This is a genomic window from Solitalea agri, from assembly GCF_023914155.1.
Classification (GTDB): Bacteria; Bacteroidota; Bacteroidia; order Sphingobacteriales; family Sphingobacteriaceae; genus Solitalea; species Solitalea agri.
The window spans coordinates 13,446-30,751 of record NZ_JAMWYS010000051.1 but is presented as its reverse complement, the minus strand read 5'-3'; the positions used below and the strand labels follow the sequence as shown (position 1 = coordinate 30,751).

Sequence of the window (17,306 nt, the reverse complement as noted above, 5' to 3'; positions counted from 1 at the left end):
AATTCTCAATCAAAAAATATACAGTCAATTCTCGGCAACTAAAAAGGCTGCCCCTTTTGAGACAGCCTCTTTCATTTATAAAAATCAGTTCTGTTTTCGTATTGATTTAAGCTCAATAACCTCCAGCTTATAATCGGCAAGAGGTTGATCAGTTGGTGAAGGTTTGTAAACAATTCCTTTTTCTGGCAATAACTTATAAGAAACGACTACCTTCATTCCCTCCTCTTTAAACTCATCAGGCAGATTCATGATCAGGTAAGTTTTTCCTGAAAGTGTTATTAAAAACTGATAGCTGCCTCTTGAAACTACATTTACTTTAATTTCACCACTTTCCATTTTATTATTTTTTTGAGCGGAAACACAACTCATCCACAATGAAGAAAGCAATGCTATTACAAGGATAACAAAATTGCGAGATGCTAGAATAGATTTCATTTTAACTAAACTCATATTAAATCAGCTCAGATTTATTTCTTTCTTTTTAAACACTACAAACGTCCAGATTAAAGTTGCTGATAATATTCCGATCATACTTCCTACCCAAACATCCAACGGAAAATGCTGACCTAAATATATTCGGGAGTATCCTACCAAAACAGCCATTACAAAAAAGAAAATACTCCAGCGTTTGTCATTAAACGTAAAAACAAGAGCTGTTGCTAAAGCAAAAGCTGCCGTTGAATGCCCTGAAGGAAAGCTATGATTCGGCAGCAATGTTACTTCCTTAATGCTCCTAATAACAGTTTCATTATTAAAATACACCCATGGGCGCGGAGCATCAACCCATATTTTTAAAACATGGGTAACAATTGTGGATGACACCATTGCGATTAACGCTTTCGTTCCTTCCCGCCAATTACGAATTAACAATAATAAAACAACAATACATGATCCGGTTGTACTCACCAACTCGGTTATCCATCTAAAACACCAGTCAGCAATGCTACCCATATCCTTATGGAGCATTAAAAACAAATGATGGTTACCGAAAACAAGCAGGGCAAAGCCAAGAGTCACTATCCAACAAAACAATAATTGAAAATACGTTTTATGCTGATGGTAAAGTTTATACATGAACAGTAGATTAATTAAGCTAAAACAAAGCTATCACTTATGGCAATAGTTATCTAGAGCCTTAGCAGTAAATGTACGTATGATTGGTATGCTCATTTTTATTAACTGAATATTCAATAAACTTTTTATCTTTCAAACTTTAAAATTCAACCAATCAAAAACAACTATGTGGAAAGACCTTTTCAGAAAGAAATCAGTTGATTTTATTTTAAAAGAAGCCGAAATGGGCTTCTCCGATGATTCGCATGGTGGCCCTGCTTTACATCGTACCTTAACCGTTAGAGATTTAACCGCTTTCGGGATTGCAGCCATTATTGGTGCAGGAATATTTAGTACAATCGGAAAAGCTTCTTTTGACGGAGGGCCAGCGGTTATCTTTCTTTTTATTTTTACTGCTGTTGCCTGTAGCTTCGCAGCCTTTGCCTATGCCGAATTTGCTTCAATGGTGCCGGTTTCAGGAAGTGCCTATACTTATTCATATGTAGCCTTCGGTGAATTAATGGCTTGGATCATTGGATGGGCACTCATTATGGAATACGCGATCGGCAATATTACCGTTGCAATTTCATGGTCTGACTATTTTACCGGCTTTTTACAGCATATTAAAATTGATGCCTTAAACATAAACGGAATTCATGTTCCGGAGTGGATGTCGACAGATTACCTGACCATTTCACAAGGCTACAAGAATGCTGTAGCGTTAATGCAAAGTGGTAAATCATTTGCCAATCTTGAGCCTCAGCTGCAAACAGCTTATAATGCATGGAATGAGGCGCCACAAATTGGCAGCTTCCATTTGATTCTTGACATCCCTGCCCTCATCATCATTATACTAATTACCTGGCTGGTTTACCGTGGAATGAAAGAATCAAGAAATGCCAGTAATGCAATGGTGGTTGTTAAACTGGCAATTATCTTACTAGTTTTATCGGTAGGTATTTTTTATGTTGATGTAAACAACTGGAATCCGTTTGCTCCTAATGGTGTATCAGGTGTTTTAAAAGGAGTTTCTGCGGTTTTCTTTGCATACATTGGCTTTGATGCCATTTCAACAACTGCTGAGGAATGCAAAAACCCGCAACGCGACCTTCCGCGTGGAATGATGTGGGCGATCATTATCTGTACCGTTTTATATGTTGCAATAGCCCTGGTTTTAACCGGTATGGTTTCATATAAATCATTAAATGTTGGCGATCCACTTGCTTTTGTTTTTGGCAAACTGGATTTACAATGGCTTTCAGTAGTTATTGCAGTTAGTGCTGTTATCGCGATGGCTAGTGTACTTTTGGTTTTTCAAATGGGTCAGCCCCGTATTTGGATGAGCATGAGCCGCGATGGATTAATGCCTAAGAAATTTTCAAATATCCATCCTAAATACAAAACACCAAGTTTTGCAACCATTGTTACCGGATTTGTGGTAGCTATTCCAGCATTGTTCATGAATTTAACTATCGTTACGGATTTATGCAGCATCGGAACCTTGTTTGCATTTGTGTTGGTGTGCGCCGGAGTATTAAAGCTTCAAAACACACCAAACGCACCTAAGGCTAAATTTAAGACCCCATATATCAACTCTCGGTACATAATGCCAATTTTACTTATTGCAGCATTGTTCTATGCCTTTACAATGAAGAAAGCTGAAACTATGGACTTTATAACTAATGCACCTCATTTAAATACTCCGGCTACATTTGTAACTTCTTTAAGCACGGATGAAATGACACGTGTTAAAGAACTTGCGGTTGCGAAAGGACATAAAAGTGATGATATAGAAGCTTTTTTGAGCAGTTTAAGCGCTAATGATTATAAATCTTTTGTTGACGAAGTAAAAGTTGGTAATGAGAAAAAATACGAAAGTGGCTGGTCATTATTTAAACATAAAGTCCCTTTTTGGATTTTTTCACTTGTTGCCGTTTATCTTATTTTCTTATGTATTAGAAAAGCCCTTTCACTGATACCGGTTTTAGGGTTTCTAAGTTGTTTATATATGATGAGTGAATTAGGCGTTACCAACTGGATCGGCTTTGGAATATGGCTTTTAATCGGATTGGTTATTTATTTTGCTTATAGTAGAAAAAATAGCCGGTTAGCAAAAGAACCTTCCTTAATTTCAATGAATTAGCAATCTAACTAAAACCTGAATAAAGTATAAAATAAGAAGAGCCCAGCTGATCAACAGCTGGGCTCTTCTTATTTTTTGATTTATTAAATTAAATCGTTTGATGATGAACAGCCTGAAAATGTTGATCAACACCGTTTCCGCTTTCAAAATTCACTCGGTTAATTTCAACACTTTCAGTAGTTGCTAAAACTAACGGAACTTTTTCAACGGTTACGGAGCTCATATCAAGTCCGAAACCTTTTTCCTCTGACAAACTAAGCTTCTTCAGTATAAAATAATAGTACATTGTTATGCGCTCAACAAAAGACAAGGCTCTTGGATCAGAAAGTATTTTCTCCAATACAACAAACCTGAAATCGCCCACCAAATTATGCTTACGTAATGAGCGGTATTGACTGGTAATATTAACTTCCTTACGCTTAACCATGTCTTCTACCACTTTTCTGAATAAAATATTAATGCGTTGACCTTCTCTGAAACCTAAACGGAAATCGATACGATATAATATACCCGGAACCATTTCCATTACCCGGTATTCCTTCTTATAAGGCTCATCCAACACATCAACGTGAACCAACCAGTAAACATCGGCACGTTTGGGCTGTTTTTGAAGGATCGAATAGATGATCTTAGATTCTATTTCCGAGTCGAAATTAGCACTTGTTAAATAAACCAGTTGCGAAGAGTATTTACTTACTGATTCATCTTTGCTTAAATCTTCAATTATTTCAAAATAATCTTCAATCTCAACAAACTTAACATACCGATTCTTGATCTTACGAGCTTTGAACCACGTCCACATAACCGAAAATATCAAACTACCTAAAATCACAGTAAAGTAACCGCCATGCATAAATTTAGATAGATTGCCTAGCAAAAATGCGCCTTCAACTAAAATATAGATGGCAACAAACGCTATTACAAACGGCAGAAAAACTTTTCGGGTAATGAGGAAAACGCACATTAAAATGGTAGTCATTAACATGGCGATGGTAATTGATAAACCGTAAGCTGCTTCCATTTTGCTTGATTCTTCGAAGTGCAAAACAACGAAACAACATCCCGCCCACAATAACCAGTTAACACTTGGCACATATAACTGACCTTTTGATTCGGTTGGATAATTAATACGAACCTTGGGCCATAAGTTCATTCTCACAGCCTCACTGATTAGGGTAAAGGACCCGCTTATCAATGCCTGACTGGCTACTACAGCCGCAGCTGTGGCAAGGGCAATTCCAAATAACCGAAAGCCATCCGGCATCATTCCGTAAAATGGGTTTTCTTCTACCATTAGCCCAGTAAAGTTTTTCAACAACCATGCTCCTTGGCCTAAATAATTCAACACCAACATGGTTTTCACAAATACCCAGCTAACACGAATATTATGTTTTCCGCAGTGCCCCAAATCAGAATAAAGAGCTTCGGCACCAGTCGTACACAGAAACACCGCGCCTAAAATCAAAAATCCTTCAGGGTTATCGAACAATATTTTGTAGGCCCAATACGGATTCAGAGCTTTCAATACCATTGGATAATGAACCAGTTGCAATAAGCCCAGTATTCCCAGCATTGAAAACCAAAGAAACATAACAGGTCCAAATGATTTACCAACGATGTTCGTTCCAAATTGCTGGATAAAAAACAAAATTGAGATAATGATAATTACCACCGGAATTACAGGTACATGCTCTAAACTTGGCACCAACTTTAAACCTTCAATGGCAGAAGTGACAGTAATTGGAGGTGTGATGATTCCATCTGCCAATAAGGCACAACCACCAATCATAGCCGGGATTACCAACCATTTGGCTTTTCGTCTAACTAAAGAAAAAAGTGAGAAAATCCCACCCTCCCCTTTATTATCGGCTTGTAGCGTTACTACCACATACTTAAAGGTGGTTTGTAGCGTTAAGGTCCAAAACACACAGGAAATACCTCCTAAAACCAAGGCTTCATCAATGGGTCTTCCTGAAATAATTGCTTTAAAAACATAGAGGGGCGACGTACCAATATCGCCATAGATGATACCTAAACTGATTAGCAAACCAGCGGCACTCAATCGATTAAGTTTGTGACTGCTCAATTTGAATATGAAAGAAATGTTCGCAAATATACTTTTTGGCAGAATATCAGCCAATTTAATCGCATACCATTTTTTGGTTTAAAAATTGTATCATGATTTTTATGAATTTTAATTAAACCATTTTAGTTTTTTAAAGTATAATTAGTAAATTTATTACAATCTACATGCTCTCTAAAAATTTATTAGTTTTATATTTGTAGCCAATGCGATGAAATATATTTACAATAAACATACTATTCTATTATTACTGGCCCTTTCGGCTTCTATTGCTGCCATAGCAGGTGGTGTAGAAGGTTTAAGGTTGGGTAATGAGGGCAATGGGACTCTTTCAGATTCATTGAGTTCCTTCAGTAAATCGGTTATTTCTGAGAAAAAAGGCAACTATGTTTTAAAGAACACAGTAAGCACTTCATTCACAGTTTCAAGGCTATTATATAATGCCAAAACCATTTTAAATCCTGCAACAGCCTACCCAAGCCGTTCAATAATGTTTGCAAACGCGCAAGAGGAAGGCAAAAACATTATTGATGTTAAGGTATATCCAAACCCTGTGAATGATGAATTTACCGTTAGTTACAACCTTAGAAAAGACAATACCGTAACTATTAAACTGATGGATTTATTAGGAAATGAGATTTCAACATTGGTTTCACAGCAGCAAACTGCGGCAGGTGTTCAGGAAATAAAATTCAATGTGAGAAATTCACTTCAAAAAGGGTTTTATTTTGTTAGGGTTACTGTGGGCAACGAATCAGTTTCAAAACGAATATCAATTCTTTAATTTTAAAGAATGTTTAATATTTAAACCTTGCTAGATTAGCAAGGTTTTTTTTTGCCATTTAAACTCATTCCACTAAATTTTTAAGGATAAAATTGCGCTAAACGCATTTTTAAGGGATATTCGCAGTATTATTAACAAATTCGAGTTTATCCGAATATTAAACTCATTGATTCCCTTTTCTAAAATCAAAATATAAACATGAAGATAATTGCTATTGGAAGAAATTACGTAGCTCATGCAAAAGAATTAAATAACGCAGTACCAACGTCTCCCGTTATTTTTATGAAACCCGATACTGCTGTACTAAAGCATAATCAGGCATTTTACCACCCTGATTTTTCGAACGATATCCATCATGAAATTGAAATTGTTTTGAAAATAGCTAAAGAAGGCAAACATATTGACCCTAAATTCGCAGGCAATTATTTTGAGGAAATAGGCTTAGGCGTTGATTTTACCGCTCGTGATATACAGCAGGGCCTTAAAGAAAAAGGACTTCCTTGGGAGCTTGCTAAAGGTTTTGACAATTCTGCACCCGTAAGCGATTTCATCCCAAAATCGGAATTTCCCGATTTAAAAAATATCAACTTCAACCTTTTAATAAATGGCAATGAGGTTCAGAAAGGAAATACAAAAAATATGATATTCCCTTTTGAAGAATTGATCAGCTATATCTCAAGATTTATCACATTGAAGAAAGGTGATTTAATCTTTACAGGAACTCCAGAAGGAGTAGGAAAAGTTGCCATTGGAGATAGATTGACAGGCTTTATTGAGGGAAAGAAACTGATTGACTTTGAAGTAAAATAATTGAAACGAATGAGTGTAATTAAAGGCGCCATTGCTCTTTCTGTTGGTTTAGCGACATATTTCGGTTATTTCATTTCTAATAATGATAATCCTAAACAGTTGCCTGCAGCTACGACCACAGCCCAGGAGCGAACTTATCCACAGGATTATTTTAGATTACCTATGGATATTCCGGTAGCAATTGCAGGGACTTTTGGTGAACTCCGTCCGAATCATTTCCATACAGGATTGGATTTTAAAACCCAACAACGAACGGGTTTCCCTATATATGCGGTTGCTGATGGCTATATTTCAAGGATCAGGGTACAAGTTTGGGGCTTTGGAAATGCCGCATATATCGATCATCCAAACGGTTTTACATCGGTATATGCTCACATGATGAAATACTCACCCCGTTTGGAAGCTGTATTACGAAATGCCCAAGCTAGTCGTCAGTCATTTGAGGTAGACTTTAATTTATTACCAACAGACATTCTGGTAAAAAAAGGTGAACTTATCGGTTATTCAGGTGATACCGGAAGTTCGGGAGGGCCACATCTTCACTTTGAGATCAGAGATACCAAAACAGAGGAGCCAATTAATCCGCTTTTATTTGGCTTGCCAGTTAAAGACACTAAAAAACCATTTATCAAAGGCTTTTATGTTTACCCGATGAACGATAGCAGCTCTGTTAACGGAAGTAATGTACGGGCTGGTTTTCCTATTGCGAACAAAGGCAATGGTGAATACTCGGTAAGTCAGGCAGCAACAATTAATTTGAACGGACAAATTGGCTTTGGGATCATTACTGACGATATGCAGGATGGAGCAGGAAACCTAAATGGAATTTATTCAATTGAATTAAAACGTGATGATCAAACTGTGTTCAAGACTGTCTTCGATCACTTAGATTTCAGTTTACAACGCTGCATAAATGCTTATATCGATTACCATTCATTTCAATTGAATAAAAACTTTATTCAGAAATCATTTGTTGACCCTGGGAATAAATTACCAGTTTATAAAATTGCACCAGCCAGCGGCATCCAAAGTTTTGAAATTAATGGCGATTACAAATTTGAATACATCGTTAAAGATGTCGCAGGAAATGTTTCATCATTAGCCTTTAATGTTAAAGGCACAAACATCAAAAAGTTTTTTCAAAGACCTGCAAAAGTTGGTACAACTCAATTTTACTGGGATAAAGAAAACCAATATACTGCTGAAAATTTAATTGCTACTTTCCCTGTAGGCTGTTTCTTCGATGATTTCAATTTTGATTTCAAAATGGGAGGACGTATTTATGGCGCTTATTCTAATCTATTTACTATTCACAATAAATCGGTTCCTATCAATCAACCATATACACTTCTTATTAAACCTGATGCTTCTCTAACAGTTCCTGAAAAGGCTGTAATTGTTAGCGAGAATAAAACCTACCAAGGAGGCGAGTTTGAAAATGGATATGTAAAAGCACAGTTAAAAAGCTTTGGAACCTTTTACCTTGCTGTTGATACCTTAGCACCCCGAATTACACCATTAAATATCGTCAATGAAAAAAACATGTCAGCATCTTCGACAATCACCTTCAGAGTTGGTGATGCACTTTCAGGTGTAAAAGAATGGAAAGGAATGATTGACGGTGAGTGGGTTTTATTTGAAATGAACGGAAAGACCGGCGTTTTGAAACATACTTTCTCCAGCAATATAACTACTGGAATACACACCTTACAATTAGTTGTTACTGATATGAAAAATAATTCATCGTTATACGAAGCTGATTTTTACAGATAAAACCAGCATAATAACAGGCATTAAATAATGACAAAATTAAAAATTGGCGATAAAGCACCGGAGTTTTCAGGTGTTGATCAACATGGAAACAAAATTTCAATAAGTGATTTCGCAGGCAAAACGATCATATTGTTCTTCTATCCAAAAGATAATACTCCGACTTGTACTACCGAAGCTTGTGACTTTAGAGATAATTATGCCGCTTTATCAGCCAAAGGGTTTGCGGTTATTGGAGTAAGTATTGACAATGAAAAGTCGCATACAAAGTTTATTAACAAATACAGCCTTCCATACACACTTATTGCCGATTCAGACAAAAAAATGGTTGAAGATTATGGCGTTTGGGGCGAAAAAAGCATGTATGGCAGGACTTATATGGGAACATTCAGGACTACCTTTATTATTGATGGTAAAGGTGTAATAACCCATATTATTGAAAAAGTAATTTCCAAAAATGCTGCTCAACAAGTATTAGACCTCATTGGGTAATAAAAAACATTATCTGGCCTTCAATAATCAGATATCTTATTTACATCTTAACAATGCGTGCATAATTTTCCTCCTATTAATTAAATTGGTACAATATTTTTTGTTTATTTACTCAAATCAATAAACAACCATGATTGCAGAAATCGAACAAACAACTCTTGGCTCTTTAATCAGCAAACAACGTAAATACTTTAACTCTGGAGCAACACTTAGTTATGAGTTCAGACTTCAGCAACTAAAAAAGTTAAAGCAGGCCATCAGAAGTAATGAAGAGGCAATTTTTAATGCACTAAAAAGAGACCTGAACAAACACGAATTCGAGTCATATGGCACGGAAGTAGGCATTGTTTATGAAGAGCTCAATTTTGCAATTAAGCATTTAAAAAAATGGATGAAACCCGTACGTCCAAGTACTCCAATGGCTTTGTTCCCTTCTTCCAGCTATATTCATAAAGACCCGCTTGGTTGCGTATTGATCATTGCACCATGGAACTATCCTTTTCAACTATTGATCAACCCATTAATCGGAGCTATTGCGGGTGGAAACTGCACCATACTTAAACCATCGGAATTAGCACCAGCTACAGCGGTAATAATTGAAAAAATAATAAGGGAGACTTTTGGTCCTGAATATGTTGCAACAGTTCAAGGTGATGGAGCACAGGTAATTCCCGACATGATGAACAACCATCGTTTCGATCTGGTATTTTTCACCGGAAGCATTCCTGTAGGCTACGCTATTGCCGAAATGGCGGCTAAAAAACTGACTCCGGTTATTTTAGAACTTGGTGGCAAAAGCCCTTGCATTGTCGACAAAGAAGTGGATCTGAATAACGCTGCCAAACGAATTGTTTGGGGTAAGTTTACCAATGCCGGACAAACCTGTGTAGCGCCAGATTATCTAATGGTTCATCATTCCAGAAAACAGGAGCTGATCGAACTGATCAAGAAATATATCACTGAATTTTATACTGACTCACCATCACAAGGTGATTATGGCAGCATCATTAACAACCGTCGATTTGATACTTTAAAGAAATACCTTGATCAGGGGAATATTATTTGCGGAGGACAAACAAATGAAGAAAAGCTTTACATCTCTCCTACGCTAATTGAAAATGTTTCAATGGATTCACCTTTAATGAATGATGAAATTTTCGGCCCAATTCTGCCAATTTTTGAGTTCCATTCTTATGATGAAACATTTGAATTAATTAAGCAAAACCCTAATCCGCTAGCATTTTATCTCTTTACTAAGAACAAAGCAACTGAGCAGCTTTATATCAACAAATTGCCATTCGGAGGGGGGTGTATTAACAACACCCTAATACATTTAGGTAACCCAAAAGTACCCTTTGGAGGTGTTGGCAATAGTGGGATTGGCAACTACCATGGAAAGTTTAGTTTCGATGCGTTTACCCGAATGAAATCAGTTTTAAAAACACAAACCTGGTTCGATAGTGGTATTCAATATGCTCCTTTCAAAGACAAACTGAAAATGTTGCGAATGTTCCTGCGATATTAATGTAGTCCTTTGTAAATAGTCCATAGACCATAGAAGTCAAGTCGTTATATTTTTCTATGGTCTACAAACTATGGACTAATCTCTTTATTTTTGCGCCATTATGCATTCCCTCTTAAATAATTTAAACCTCACTGAACGTCTTTCCCAACAAGTCAACTTTATTCTCGAAACCGATAAGCTAAAACAAGTTATCAGAAGAAACTTTATTGCTGATGGAAGTCGTCGGGAAAACACAGCCGAACATTCATGGCAAATCATTTTAATAACACTTACTTTTTCTGAATACGCAAAAGAAAAGAACATAGACCTTTTAAAGGTGATAAAAATGCTTACACTGCATGACTTAGTCGAAATTTATGCGGGCGATGTATTTCTGTTTGACGAAAAAGCCAATGTTGGAAAATTTGAAAATGAAACCCAGTCAGCGGACCAGCTCTTTGGACTGTTACCGGAAGAACAAAAGTCAGAGTTCAAGGCACTTTGGCTGGAGTTTGAAGCGACACAAACACCTGAATCTCTCTTTGCAAATGCCATCGATCGGATCACTCCTTTCTTGTTAAATTCTGTTAACGGAGGTCAAAGCTGGACTGAAGCGCAGGTAAAAGCAGAACAGGCACTTAAAAAATTAGCGGTCATTGAGCAAGGTTCTGACGAAATATGGAACCTCTTTTTACAGCTTTTAGAACAAGCCAAAATCAATAAACTTTTATTATAAAAAGTGCCATACTTTCCCCTAAATCTTAGCATTCCCCTTTTCTTTCTAAGCTGTTTTTCGTAAATTATATGTATAAAATTCTTGCTTATGAATCTTTTTACCTATCCCTCTTACGAAGAAAGACATGAGCGCTTAAACACGCTCACTCATCTCTCCGGAGCCATAGCATTCTCTATCGGTGGAATGTATTTGTTATGGCAATGCATGTTTATCAAAGAAAGCCTTCTGCTACCCATCGGCTTTTATGCGGCTTCACTGATCACCATGTTTTTTGTATCCAGCATTTACCACGCTACCCGTCAACCGGAGCGAAAGCGATTCTGGCAAATCATCGATCACTGCTGTATATTTCTTTTAATTGGTGGAACTTATGCGCCAGTTATCGTGCATTACATAAAAAGTGAAACGGGAAGTATGTTTTTAACTGCCATGTGGACAATTATAATTACTGGCATATTTTTCAAGATTTTTTTTACAGGTAGATACACCATTTTATCTACCACCATTTATGTTTGCCTGGGGTGGATGGGGATGCTGATTATTCAGCCTTTATCAATTGCAGTACCTAATCTCATTTTATCGTTGTTTGGTTTCGGCGGAATGTTTTATTCCATTGGAGTTTATTTTTATCGAAATGAAAAAATAGCCTACAATCATACCATTTGGCATTTATTTGTTTTAGCTGGAGCTGCAACTCATTTTGGAGCCATGTTAGAGCTAATCAGCAATTAGATAACTTTACCTAGGAATGGTAAGAAAAGAATAACAGACGTACATTTGATATTGCAGGAAGCATTTGAGATAACAGGAGTATTTCAAATGCTTTTTCTTTTTCCAAAACAGCAAAATAATCGACTTAAGAACATTGGCAAACCTATCTCGGCATTAAGAAGTTGTAAAACAACGAAATGAGGAACAATTCATAAATGATAATATTTGATTTTCATCGTTTTAAAGCTCAGATATTTATTTAATTTTGCGCCTTTAAATAATCTTCATATCCCACAAAATAACTATTAAAACCCACGAAATGCCAACTACAGAAAAGTTAAAAAAAGTTGCTTTGCAAGTGCGAAGAGACATTGTACGTATGGTTCACGCCGTAAACTCTGGTCACCCGGGAGGTTCATTGGGCTGTACTGATTACTTGGTTGCTCTTTACTTCGAAGTAATGAACCATAACCCTGAGTTTAACATGGATGCCATTGGCGAAGATGTGTTTTTCTTATCAAACGGACATATCTCACCAGTATTCTATAGTGTTTTAGCGCGTTCAGGATATTTTCCTGTAAAAGAATTAAGCACATTCCGTAAACTAAACAGCCGTTTACAAGGTCACCCTACTACCCACGAAGGGTTACCTGGTATCCGTATGGCTTCTGGTTCATTAGGGCAAGGACTTTCAGTTGCTTTGGGTGCGGCTCAAACTAAAAAATTAAATGGCGATAAAAGCCTTGTATTCTGTTTACATGGTGACGGAGAGTTACAGGAAGGTCAGATTTGGGAAGCTGCAATGTATGCTGCTCACAACAAAGTTGACAACCTGATTGCTACTATCGACGTAAATGGTCAACAAATTGACGGTTCTACTGATCAGGTTCTATCATTAGGTAGCTTGCGTGCAAAATGGGAAGCATTTGGCTGGGAAGTTATTGATATGGATGGCAATAAAATGGACGAGGTTTTAAAAACCCTAAACTATGCCAAAACACAAACCGGCAAAGGAAAACCCGTTGTCATACTGATGAAAACTGAAATGGGATTCGGTGTTGACTTTATGATGGGATCTCATAAATGGCATGGTGTTGCTCCTAACGATGAGCAATTAGCACAGGCCCTTGCTCAGCTAGAAGAACCAATTGGCTATAACTACTGCGGCGATTATTAAGATAATTTTAAGAATTAGATAATTTGTCCCGATAACAATAGGGATAAAAATGCCAAACTGCTGATTTAAGACAGCAAATGCATTTACGATATAAAACTCTAAAATGAAAAAATACACTTTCACAGAGAAAAAAGATACTCGCTCTGGTTTTGGCGCTGGTTTAGCCGAACTAGGCAAAACAAACCCTAATGTTGTAGCTCTTTGTGCTGATTTGATCGGCTCATTAAAAATGGATGCTTTCAAAAAAGACTATCCTGAGCGCTTCTTTCAGGTGGGTATTGCGGAAGCGAACATGATTGGTTTAGCTGCTGGTATGACCATTGGTGGTAAAATTCCTTTTACAGGTACTTTTGCCAACTTCTCTACTGGTCGTGTTTATGACCAAATTCGTCAGTCGGTTGCCTATTCAGACAAAAATGTGAAAATTTGCGCTTCTCACGCTGGATTAACATTAGGAGAAGACGGTGCTACTCACCAAATTCTGGAAGATATTGGCTTGATGAAAATGTTGCCTGGAATGACCGTTATCAACCCATGTGACTTCAACCAAACTAAAGCGGCTACTATTGCTATTGCCGACCACCATGGACCCGTTTATTTGCGTTTTGGCCGTCCAACTGTACCTAACTTCACTCCTGCCGATCAAAAATTTGAAATCGGTAAAGCGTTAATGCTTAATGAAGGTACTGATGTTACTATTTTTGCTACTGGTCACTTGGTATGGCCTGCAATTGAAGCAGGTGAAATGCTAGCTGAAATGGGTATCAATGCTGAGATAATAAACATCCATACGATTAAACCTTTAGATGATGAAGCTATCTTAGCTTCTGTAGCTAAAACCGGTTGCGTAGTAAGTTGTGAGGAACATAATCGTTTAGGCGGATTAGGAGACAGCATTGCTCAATTATTGGTAAAAAACAAACCTGTTCCAATGGAATATATTGCAGTAAACGACTCGTTTGGAGAAAGTGGTACTCCTGATCAGTTGATGACAAAATATGGTTTGGATAAAAACAATATTGTTGAAGCTGCTAAAAAAGCAATTAGCCGTAAATAATTCTTCGTCTGCTTAAGTACCGAATAACAGAAAGCTTTTTTGGCTATAATTTTTTACTATTTTAGCCGATGCCAACTTTAAAGCGATACTTAACACTTCATGAAGGAAGAAATAAGCGATAAAGATATATTGGCAAGATTTCGAAGTGAATCCACCCGAAATCTTGCCTTTAATCAAATAATAGAAAAATACCAAAAACGATTGTATTGGCACATTCGCCGTCTGGTTATTGATCACGACGATGCCGATGATGTGATACAAGAAGTTTTTATCAAGGTTTGGAAAAACCTATCTAACTTCAGAGAAGATGCTCAGCTTTATACCTGGCTGTATCGCATTGCTACCAACGAATCCATTACTTTTTTAAACCGACAAAAAATGCGTGCCTCCGAAAGTTTCGAGGACCATGCCGGTTACCTTGTGGATAAGCTAACTGACAGCATTTACGTGGACGGCAATCACATCCAAATGAAACTACAAAGAGCGATCTTAACCTTACCCGAAAAACAACGCATCGTTTTTAACATGAAGTATTTTGATGAGATGAAGTACGAGGATATGTCGGAAGTGCTTGATACTAGCGTGGGAGCGTTAAAGGCATCTTATCATCATGCAGTAAAAAAAATAGAAGAATATTTTAACCAAAACGAGTAGATTGTTCTACACAAAAAGCCAATTTTCAAACTTTTTGTATTTTTACTTTAAACCATTTTATACTTTATTACTCTATTAAAATATAGCGATCAATTACGGTGGACACGAACGATTTTGAAAATAGTATCCCTAAGCCCGAACAACCTTCTCCGTTTACGGTGCCTGAGAATTATTTTAATTCGCTAAGTAACCGTATTTGGGCAAAAATTGAACTGGAAGATTCAGGTTTAAATATTGAAAGGGTAACAAATAAGCATCCGTTTAAATTGCCCGACAACTATTTCAATAGTCTTTCAGATAGAATTCAGAATCGATTAAAGAGTGAAGAATCCGAAGATAGCGAGTTTTCTATTCCTGGCTTAACTAAAAAGAATCCGTTTACCACACCTGATAATTATTTCGAAGAGCTATCCTCTATAATAGAGGAACAAGTATTTAGCGACATAGCAGACATTGAGCTTAAAAATGCCCATCAAACATTTATAAATAGATTCTATCGTATGGCAATAGCAGCATGCTTCACTGCTTTGGCTGGATGGTTTGGCTATACCGTTTATCAAACCAGTAAGCTTGATAAACAAATAAACAGTACTGCAAATGTTGTAAAAATAGATAATCAGAATTTCGATCTTAATTATTTTGATGAATCGATGGTGGTGGATGAAGTGATGAATGCTAAATCAATTAATACTAATTACAAACAACAGGACCCTGAAAAAACGGGAAAACTGGAAAATTATATTTTAAATAACGTTGACGAAGAACTCTTACTCCAGGAATTATAAACTAATGAAAAAGCGAAGTTTAGCCATTTTGGTGCTTACAATGTTTACTTTCTTACCATTTTTTATTAAAGCGCAAGATCTGAGTCAGCGTAAAGCTGACATTGAGGCATTGAAAGTTTCTATTATAACCACTAAAGTTGGACTTACTGCTGAGGAGGGAAAGGTCTTCTGGCCGGTTTATAATGAGTACCAAACTGAAAAACAACGTTTGATCAAAGAGCGTCGCCAAAAGATTGTTATGGCCAGAATGAATGCCGATAATCTTTCAGACAAAGAGGTAGAAGATGTGATTTTAAATGATTTTAATATTCAGCAACGTGAATTGGATGTAGAACGAAAATATTATGATCGTTTCAAAAAGGTTATTCCTTTGAAAAAGGTGGCTAAGCTCTATATGGCCGAAGAACAGTTTAAACGAGAATTACTAAAACGTTTACGTAATCAATCAGGTCAAACAACTGATTAAAGCCATTTTTTACGGCGAAACCAAAAATAAACAATGATGGTTACGATGATCATTACTAACCATGTAACGAGATAACCATGAGGCGTTTTTAATTCGGGCATATTTTCAAAATTCATCCCATAAACACCTACTATAAACGTTAAAGGCATAAAGAATACAGAGAAGATGGTCAGGACTCTCATTACTTCATTGGTTTTTTGTGATGCCAAAGAAATGTATGTTGCCGTTAAGTTGCTGGCTGATTCTATTAATTGATCCAAATGAGTTTCAACTTCTACGTAGGTATCTTTCAAATCCTGCATTATTGGCCCTTTCAAATTTTCGCCCAGTTTATTTATTATATCTCGTGAAACGAGAATTGTCCTTCTTAAAGTTGAAGATTTTCGCTTCAACTGGTAAAAGTGTTGTAGTAAATTTGGCAAACGGTTTTTCAAAAACATTCGGTCTTCGTAAAACTCCAAAAGCTCGGTTATTTTAGCTATAGGATTTTCATAGGACATGAATACCTTGTCCATAATTAACGCGAGCAATTGAAACCTACCTGGAGAATGTTTCATCGCAGCACATCGATCCTGCAAGTGATGTAAAAATGGTTGAGGTGAACGATGAATGGTTATCACCAAACCATCAGCAGAGAAAATGGCAATTTTACGGGTCAAGCCATTTATGTTTAATTCATCAGCTTTCGCATTCTGATCATAAATTCGGGCAATAATAAACACCACATCATCAATCACCTCATACTTAGGCAAATGATCCGGTTCAAGACAATCCTGAACCGATGTGTAGTGCAAATTGTACTTCAAGGCAATATCGTTCAACTCATTAGGAGTGGGATTCTCAACATCAATCCAGGTAAAACCCGCGCTTTCTTTTTCCTGTAAAGTAGTAATCATGCAGCAAGATAAATATTTGTTTGAATGCAGCCAATTACTAACATCATGTTAAAAAAATCGTCTTTACAAACCATGTTAATTGATTAAAATTGCTTTCAAATTTTAATACACCAATGTAACCTCAACACTTTACCGTTACGTGTTAGTTAATTAAAATCATCATTACTTATTATTATTTCATGAGT

At 36.7% G+C, this 17,306-nt stretch carries 17 protein-coding genes; 13 read left to right on the top strand and 4 right to left on the bottom strand.

All coding sequences use genetic code 11. From position 1 onward, the window contains the following. Nucleotides 1–84 precede the first annotated feature (84 nt). Together NF867_RS14215 and NF867_RS14210 are read right to left on the bottom strand one after the other, a co-directional pair. Nucleotides 85–435 (bottom strand): hypothetical protein, encoded by a 351-nt coding sequence (locus NF867_RS14215; RefSeq protein ID WP_252588811.1) that lies wholly within the window; start codon nucleotides 433–435, stop codon nucleotides 85–87. 21 nt (nucleotides 436–456) lie between these two features. Then, complete coding sequence (locus NF867_RS14210; RefSeq protein WP_252588809.1) at nucleotides 457–1,074, bottom strand: phosphatase PAP2 family protein; 618 nt, start codon at nucleotides 1,072–1,074, stop codon at nucleotides 457–459. Nucleotides 1,075–1,240: 166 nt separating this feature from the next. Here NF867_RS14210 and NF867_RS14205 point away from each other — a divergent pair, with 166 nt between their 5' ends. After that, complete coding sequence (locus tag NF867_RS14205; RefSeq protein WP_252588807.1) at nucleotides 1,241–3,196, top strand: amino acid permease; 1,956 nt, start codon at nucleotides 1,241–1,243, stop codon at nucleotides 3,194–3,196. 88 nt (nucleotides 3,197–3,284) lie between these two features. Here NF867_RS14205 and NF867_RS14200 read toward each other — a convergent pair whose 3' ends face one another. Next, complete coding sequence (locus tag NF867_RS14200) at nucleotides 3,285–5,282, bottom strand: KUP/HAK/KT family potassium transporter (RefSeq protein ID WP_252588805.1); 1,998 nt, start codon at nucleotides 5,280–5,282, stop codon at nucleotides 3,285–3,287. Between the two features lie 208 nt (nucleotides 5,283–5,490). Between NF867_RS14200 and NF867_RS14195 the strand changes: the two genes are divergently transcribed. From NF867_RS14195 to NF867_RS14140, 12 genes are all read left to right on the top strand, one after another. Then, nucleotides 5,491–6,063 carry a T9SS type A sorting domain-containing protein gene (locus NF867_RS14195; protein WP_252588802.1) on the top strand — a complete coding sequence of 191 codons (573 nt, stop codon included), beginning with the start codon at nucleotides 5,491–5,493 and terminating at the stop codon, nucleotides 6,061–6,063. 198 nt (nucleotides 6,064–6,261) lie between these two features. Continuing rightward, nucleotides 6,262–6,873 (top strand): fumarylacetoacetate hydrolase family protein, encoded by a 612-nt coding sequence (locus tag NF867_RS14190; RefSeq protein WP_252588800.1) that lies wholly within the window; start codon nucleotides 6,262–6,264, stop codon nucleotides 6,871–6,873. Between the two features lie 9 nt (nucleotides 6,874–6,882). Beyond that, entirely contained in the window at nucleotides 6,883–8,646 is a 1,764-nt protein-coding gene (locus tag NF867_RS14185) for a M23 family metallopeptidase (protein WP_252588798.1), read from the top strand. 27 nt (nucleotides 8,647–8,673) lie between these two features. Beyond that, the gene (gene bcp, locus NF867_RS14180; RefSeq protein WP_252588796.1) at nucleotides 8,674–9,135 is read left to right on the top strand and encodes a thioredoxin-dependent thiol peroxidase; all 462 of its coding nucleotides are present in this window, start codon (nucleotides 8,674–8,676) and stop codon (nucleotides 9,133–9,135) included. A gap of 130 nt (nucleotides 9,136–9,265) precedes the next feature. Next, a complete protein-coding gene (locus NF867_RS14175) occupies nucleotides 9,266–10,660 on the top strand; it encodes an aldehyde dehydrogenase (protein ID WP_252588794.1) in 1,395 nt (464 codons plus the stop codon). 100 nt (nucleotides 10,661–10,760) lie between these two features. Beyond that, entirely contained in the window at nucleotides 10,761–11,375 is a 615-nt protein-coding gene (locus NF867_RS14170) for an HD domain-containing protein (protein WP_252588793.1), read from the top strand. Nucleotides 11,376–11,462: 87 nt separating this feature from the next. Further along, nucleotides 11,463–12,107, top strand: coding sequence for a PAQR family membrane homeostasis protein TrhA (gene trhA / locus NF867_RS14165; RefSeq protein WP_252588791.1), 645 nt, complete (start codon nucleotides 11,463–11,465; stop codon nucleotides 12,105–12,107). Nucleotides 12,108–12,405: 298 nt separating this feature from the next. Then, nucleotides 12,406–13,263 carry a transketolase gene (locus NF867_RS14160; protein WP_252588789.1) on the top strand — a complete coding sequence of 286 codons (858 nt, stop codon included), beginning with the start codon at nucleotides 12,406–12,408 and terminating at the stop codon, nucleotides 13,261–13,263. A 103-nt stretch (nucleotides 13,264–13,366) separates the two neighbouring features. Then, nucleotides 13,367–14,320, top strand: a complete 954-nt coding sequence (locus tag NF867_RS14155; protein ID WP_252588787.1) for a transketolase family protein — start codon at nucleotides 13,367–13,369, stop codon at nucleotides 14,318–14,320. 99 nt (nucleotides 14,321–14,419) lie between these two features. Beyond that, nucleotides 14,420–14,974, top strand: coding sequence for an RNA polymerase sigma factor (locus tag NF867_RS14150; protein ID WP_252588786.1), 555 nt, complete (start codon nucleotides 14,420–14,422; stop codon nucleotides 14,972–14,974). Between the two features lie 98 nt (nucleotides 14,975–15,072). Next, the gene (locus NF867_RS14145; RefSeq protein WP_252588784.1) at nucleotides 15,073–15,759 is read left to right on the top strand and encodes a hypothetical protein; all 687 of its coding nucleotides are present in this window, start codon (nucleotides 15,073–15,075) and stop codon (nucleotides 15,757–15,759) included. A 4-nt stretch (nucleotides 15,760–15,763) separates the two neighbouring features. Beyond that, the gene (locus NF867_RS14140; protein WP_252588781.1) at nucleotides 15,764–16,225 is read left to right on the top strand and encodes a hypothetical protein; all 462 of its coding nucleotides are present in this window, start codon (nucleotides 15,764–15,766) and stop codon (nucleotides 16,223–16,225) included. Here the strand turns inward: NF867_RS14140 and corA are convergent. Then, nucleotides 16,222–17,121, bottom strand: a complete 900-nt coding sequence (gene corA / locus NF867_RS14135) for a magnesium/cobalt transporter CorA (RefSeq protein ID WP_252588779.1) — start codon at nucleotides 17,119–17,121, stop codon at nucleotides 16,222–16,224. The two genes, NF867_RS14140 and corA, sit on opposite strands and share 4 nt — an antisense overlap. Nucleotides 17,122–17,306: the final 185 nt, after the last annotated feature.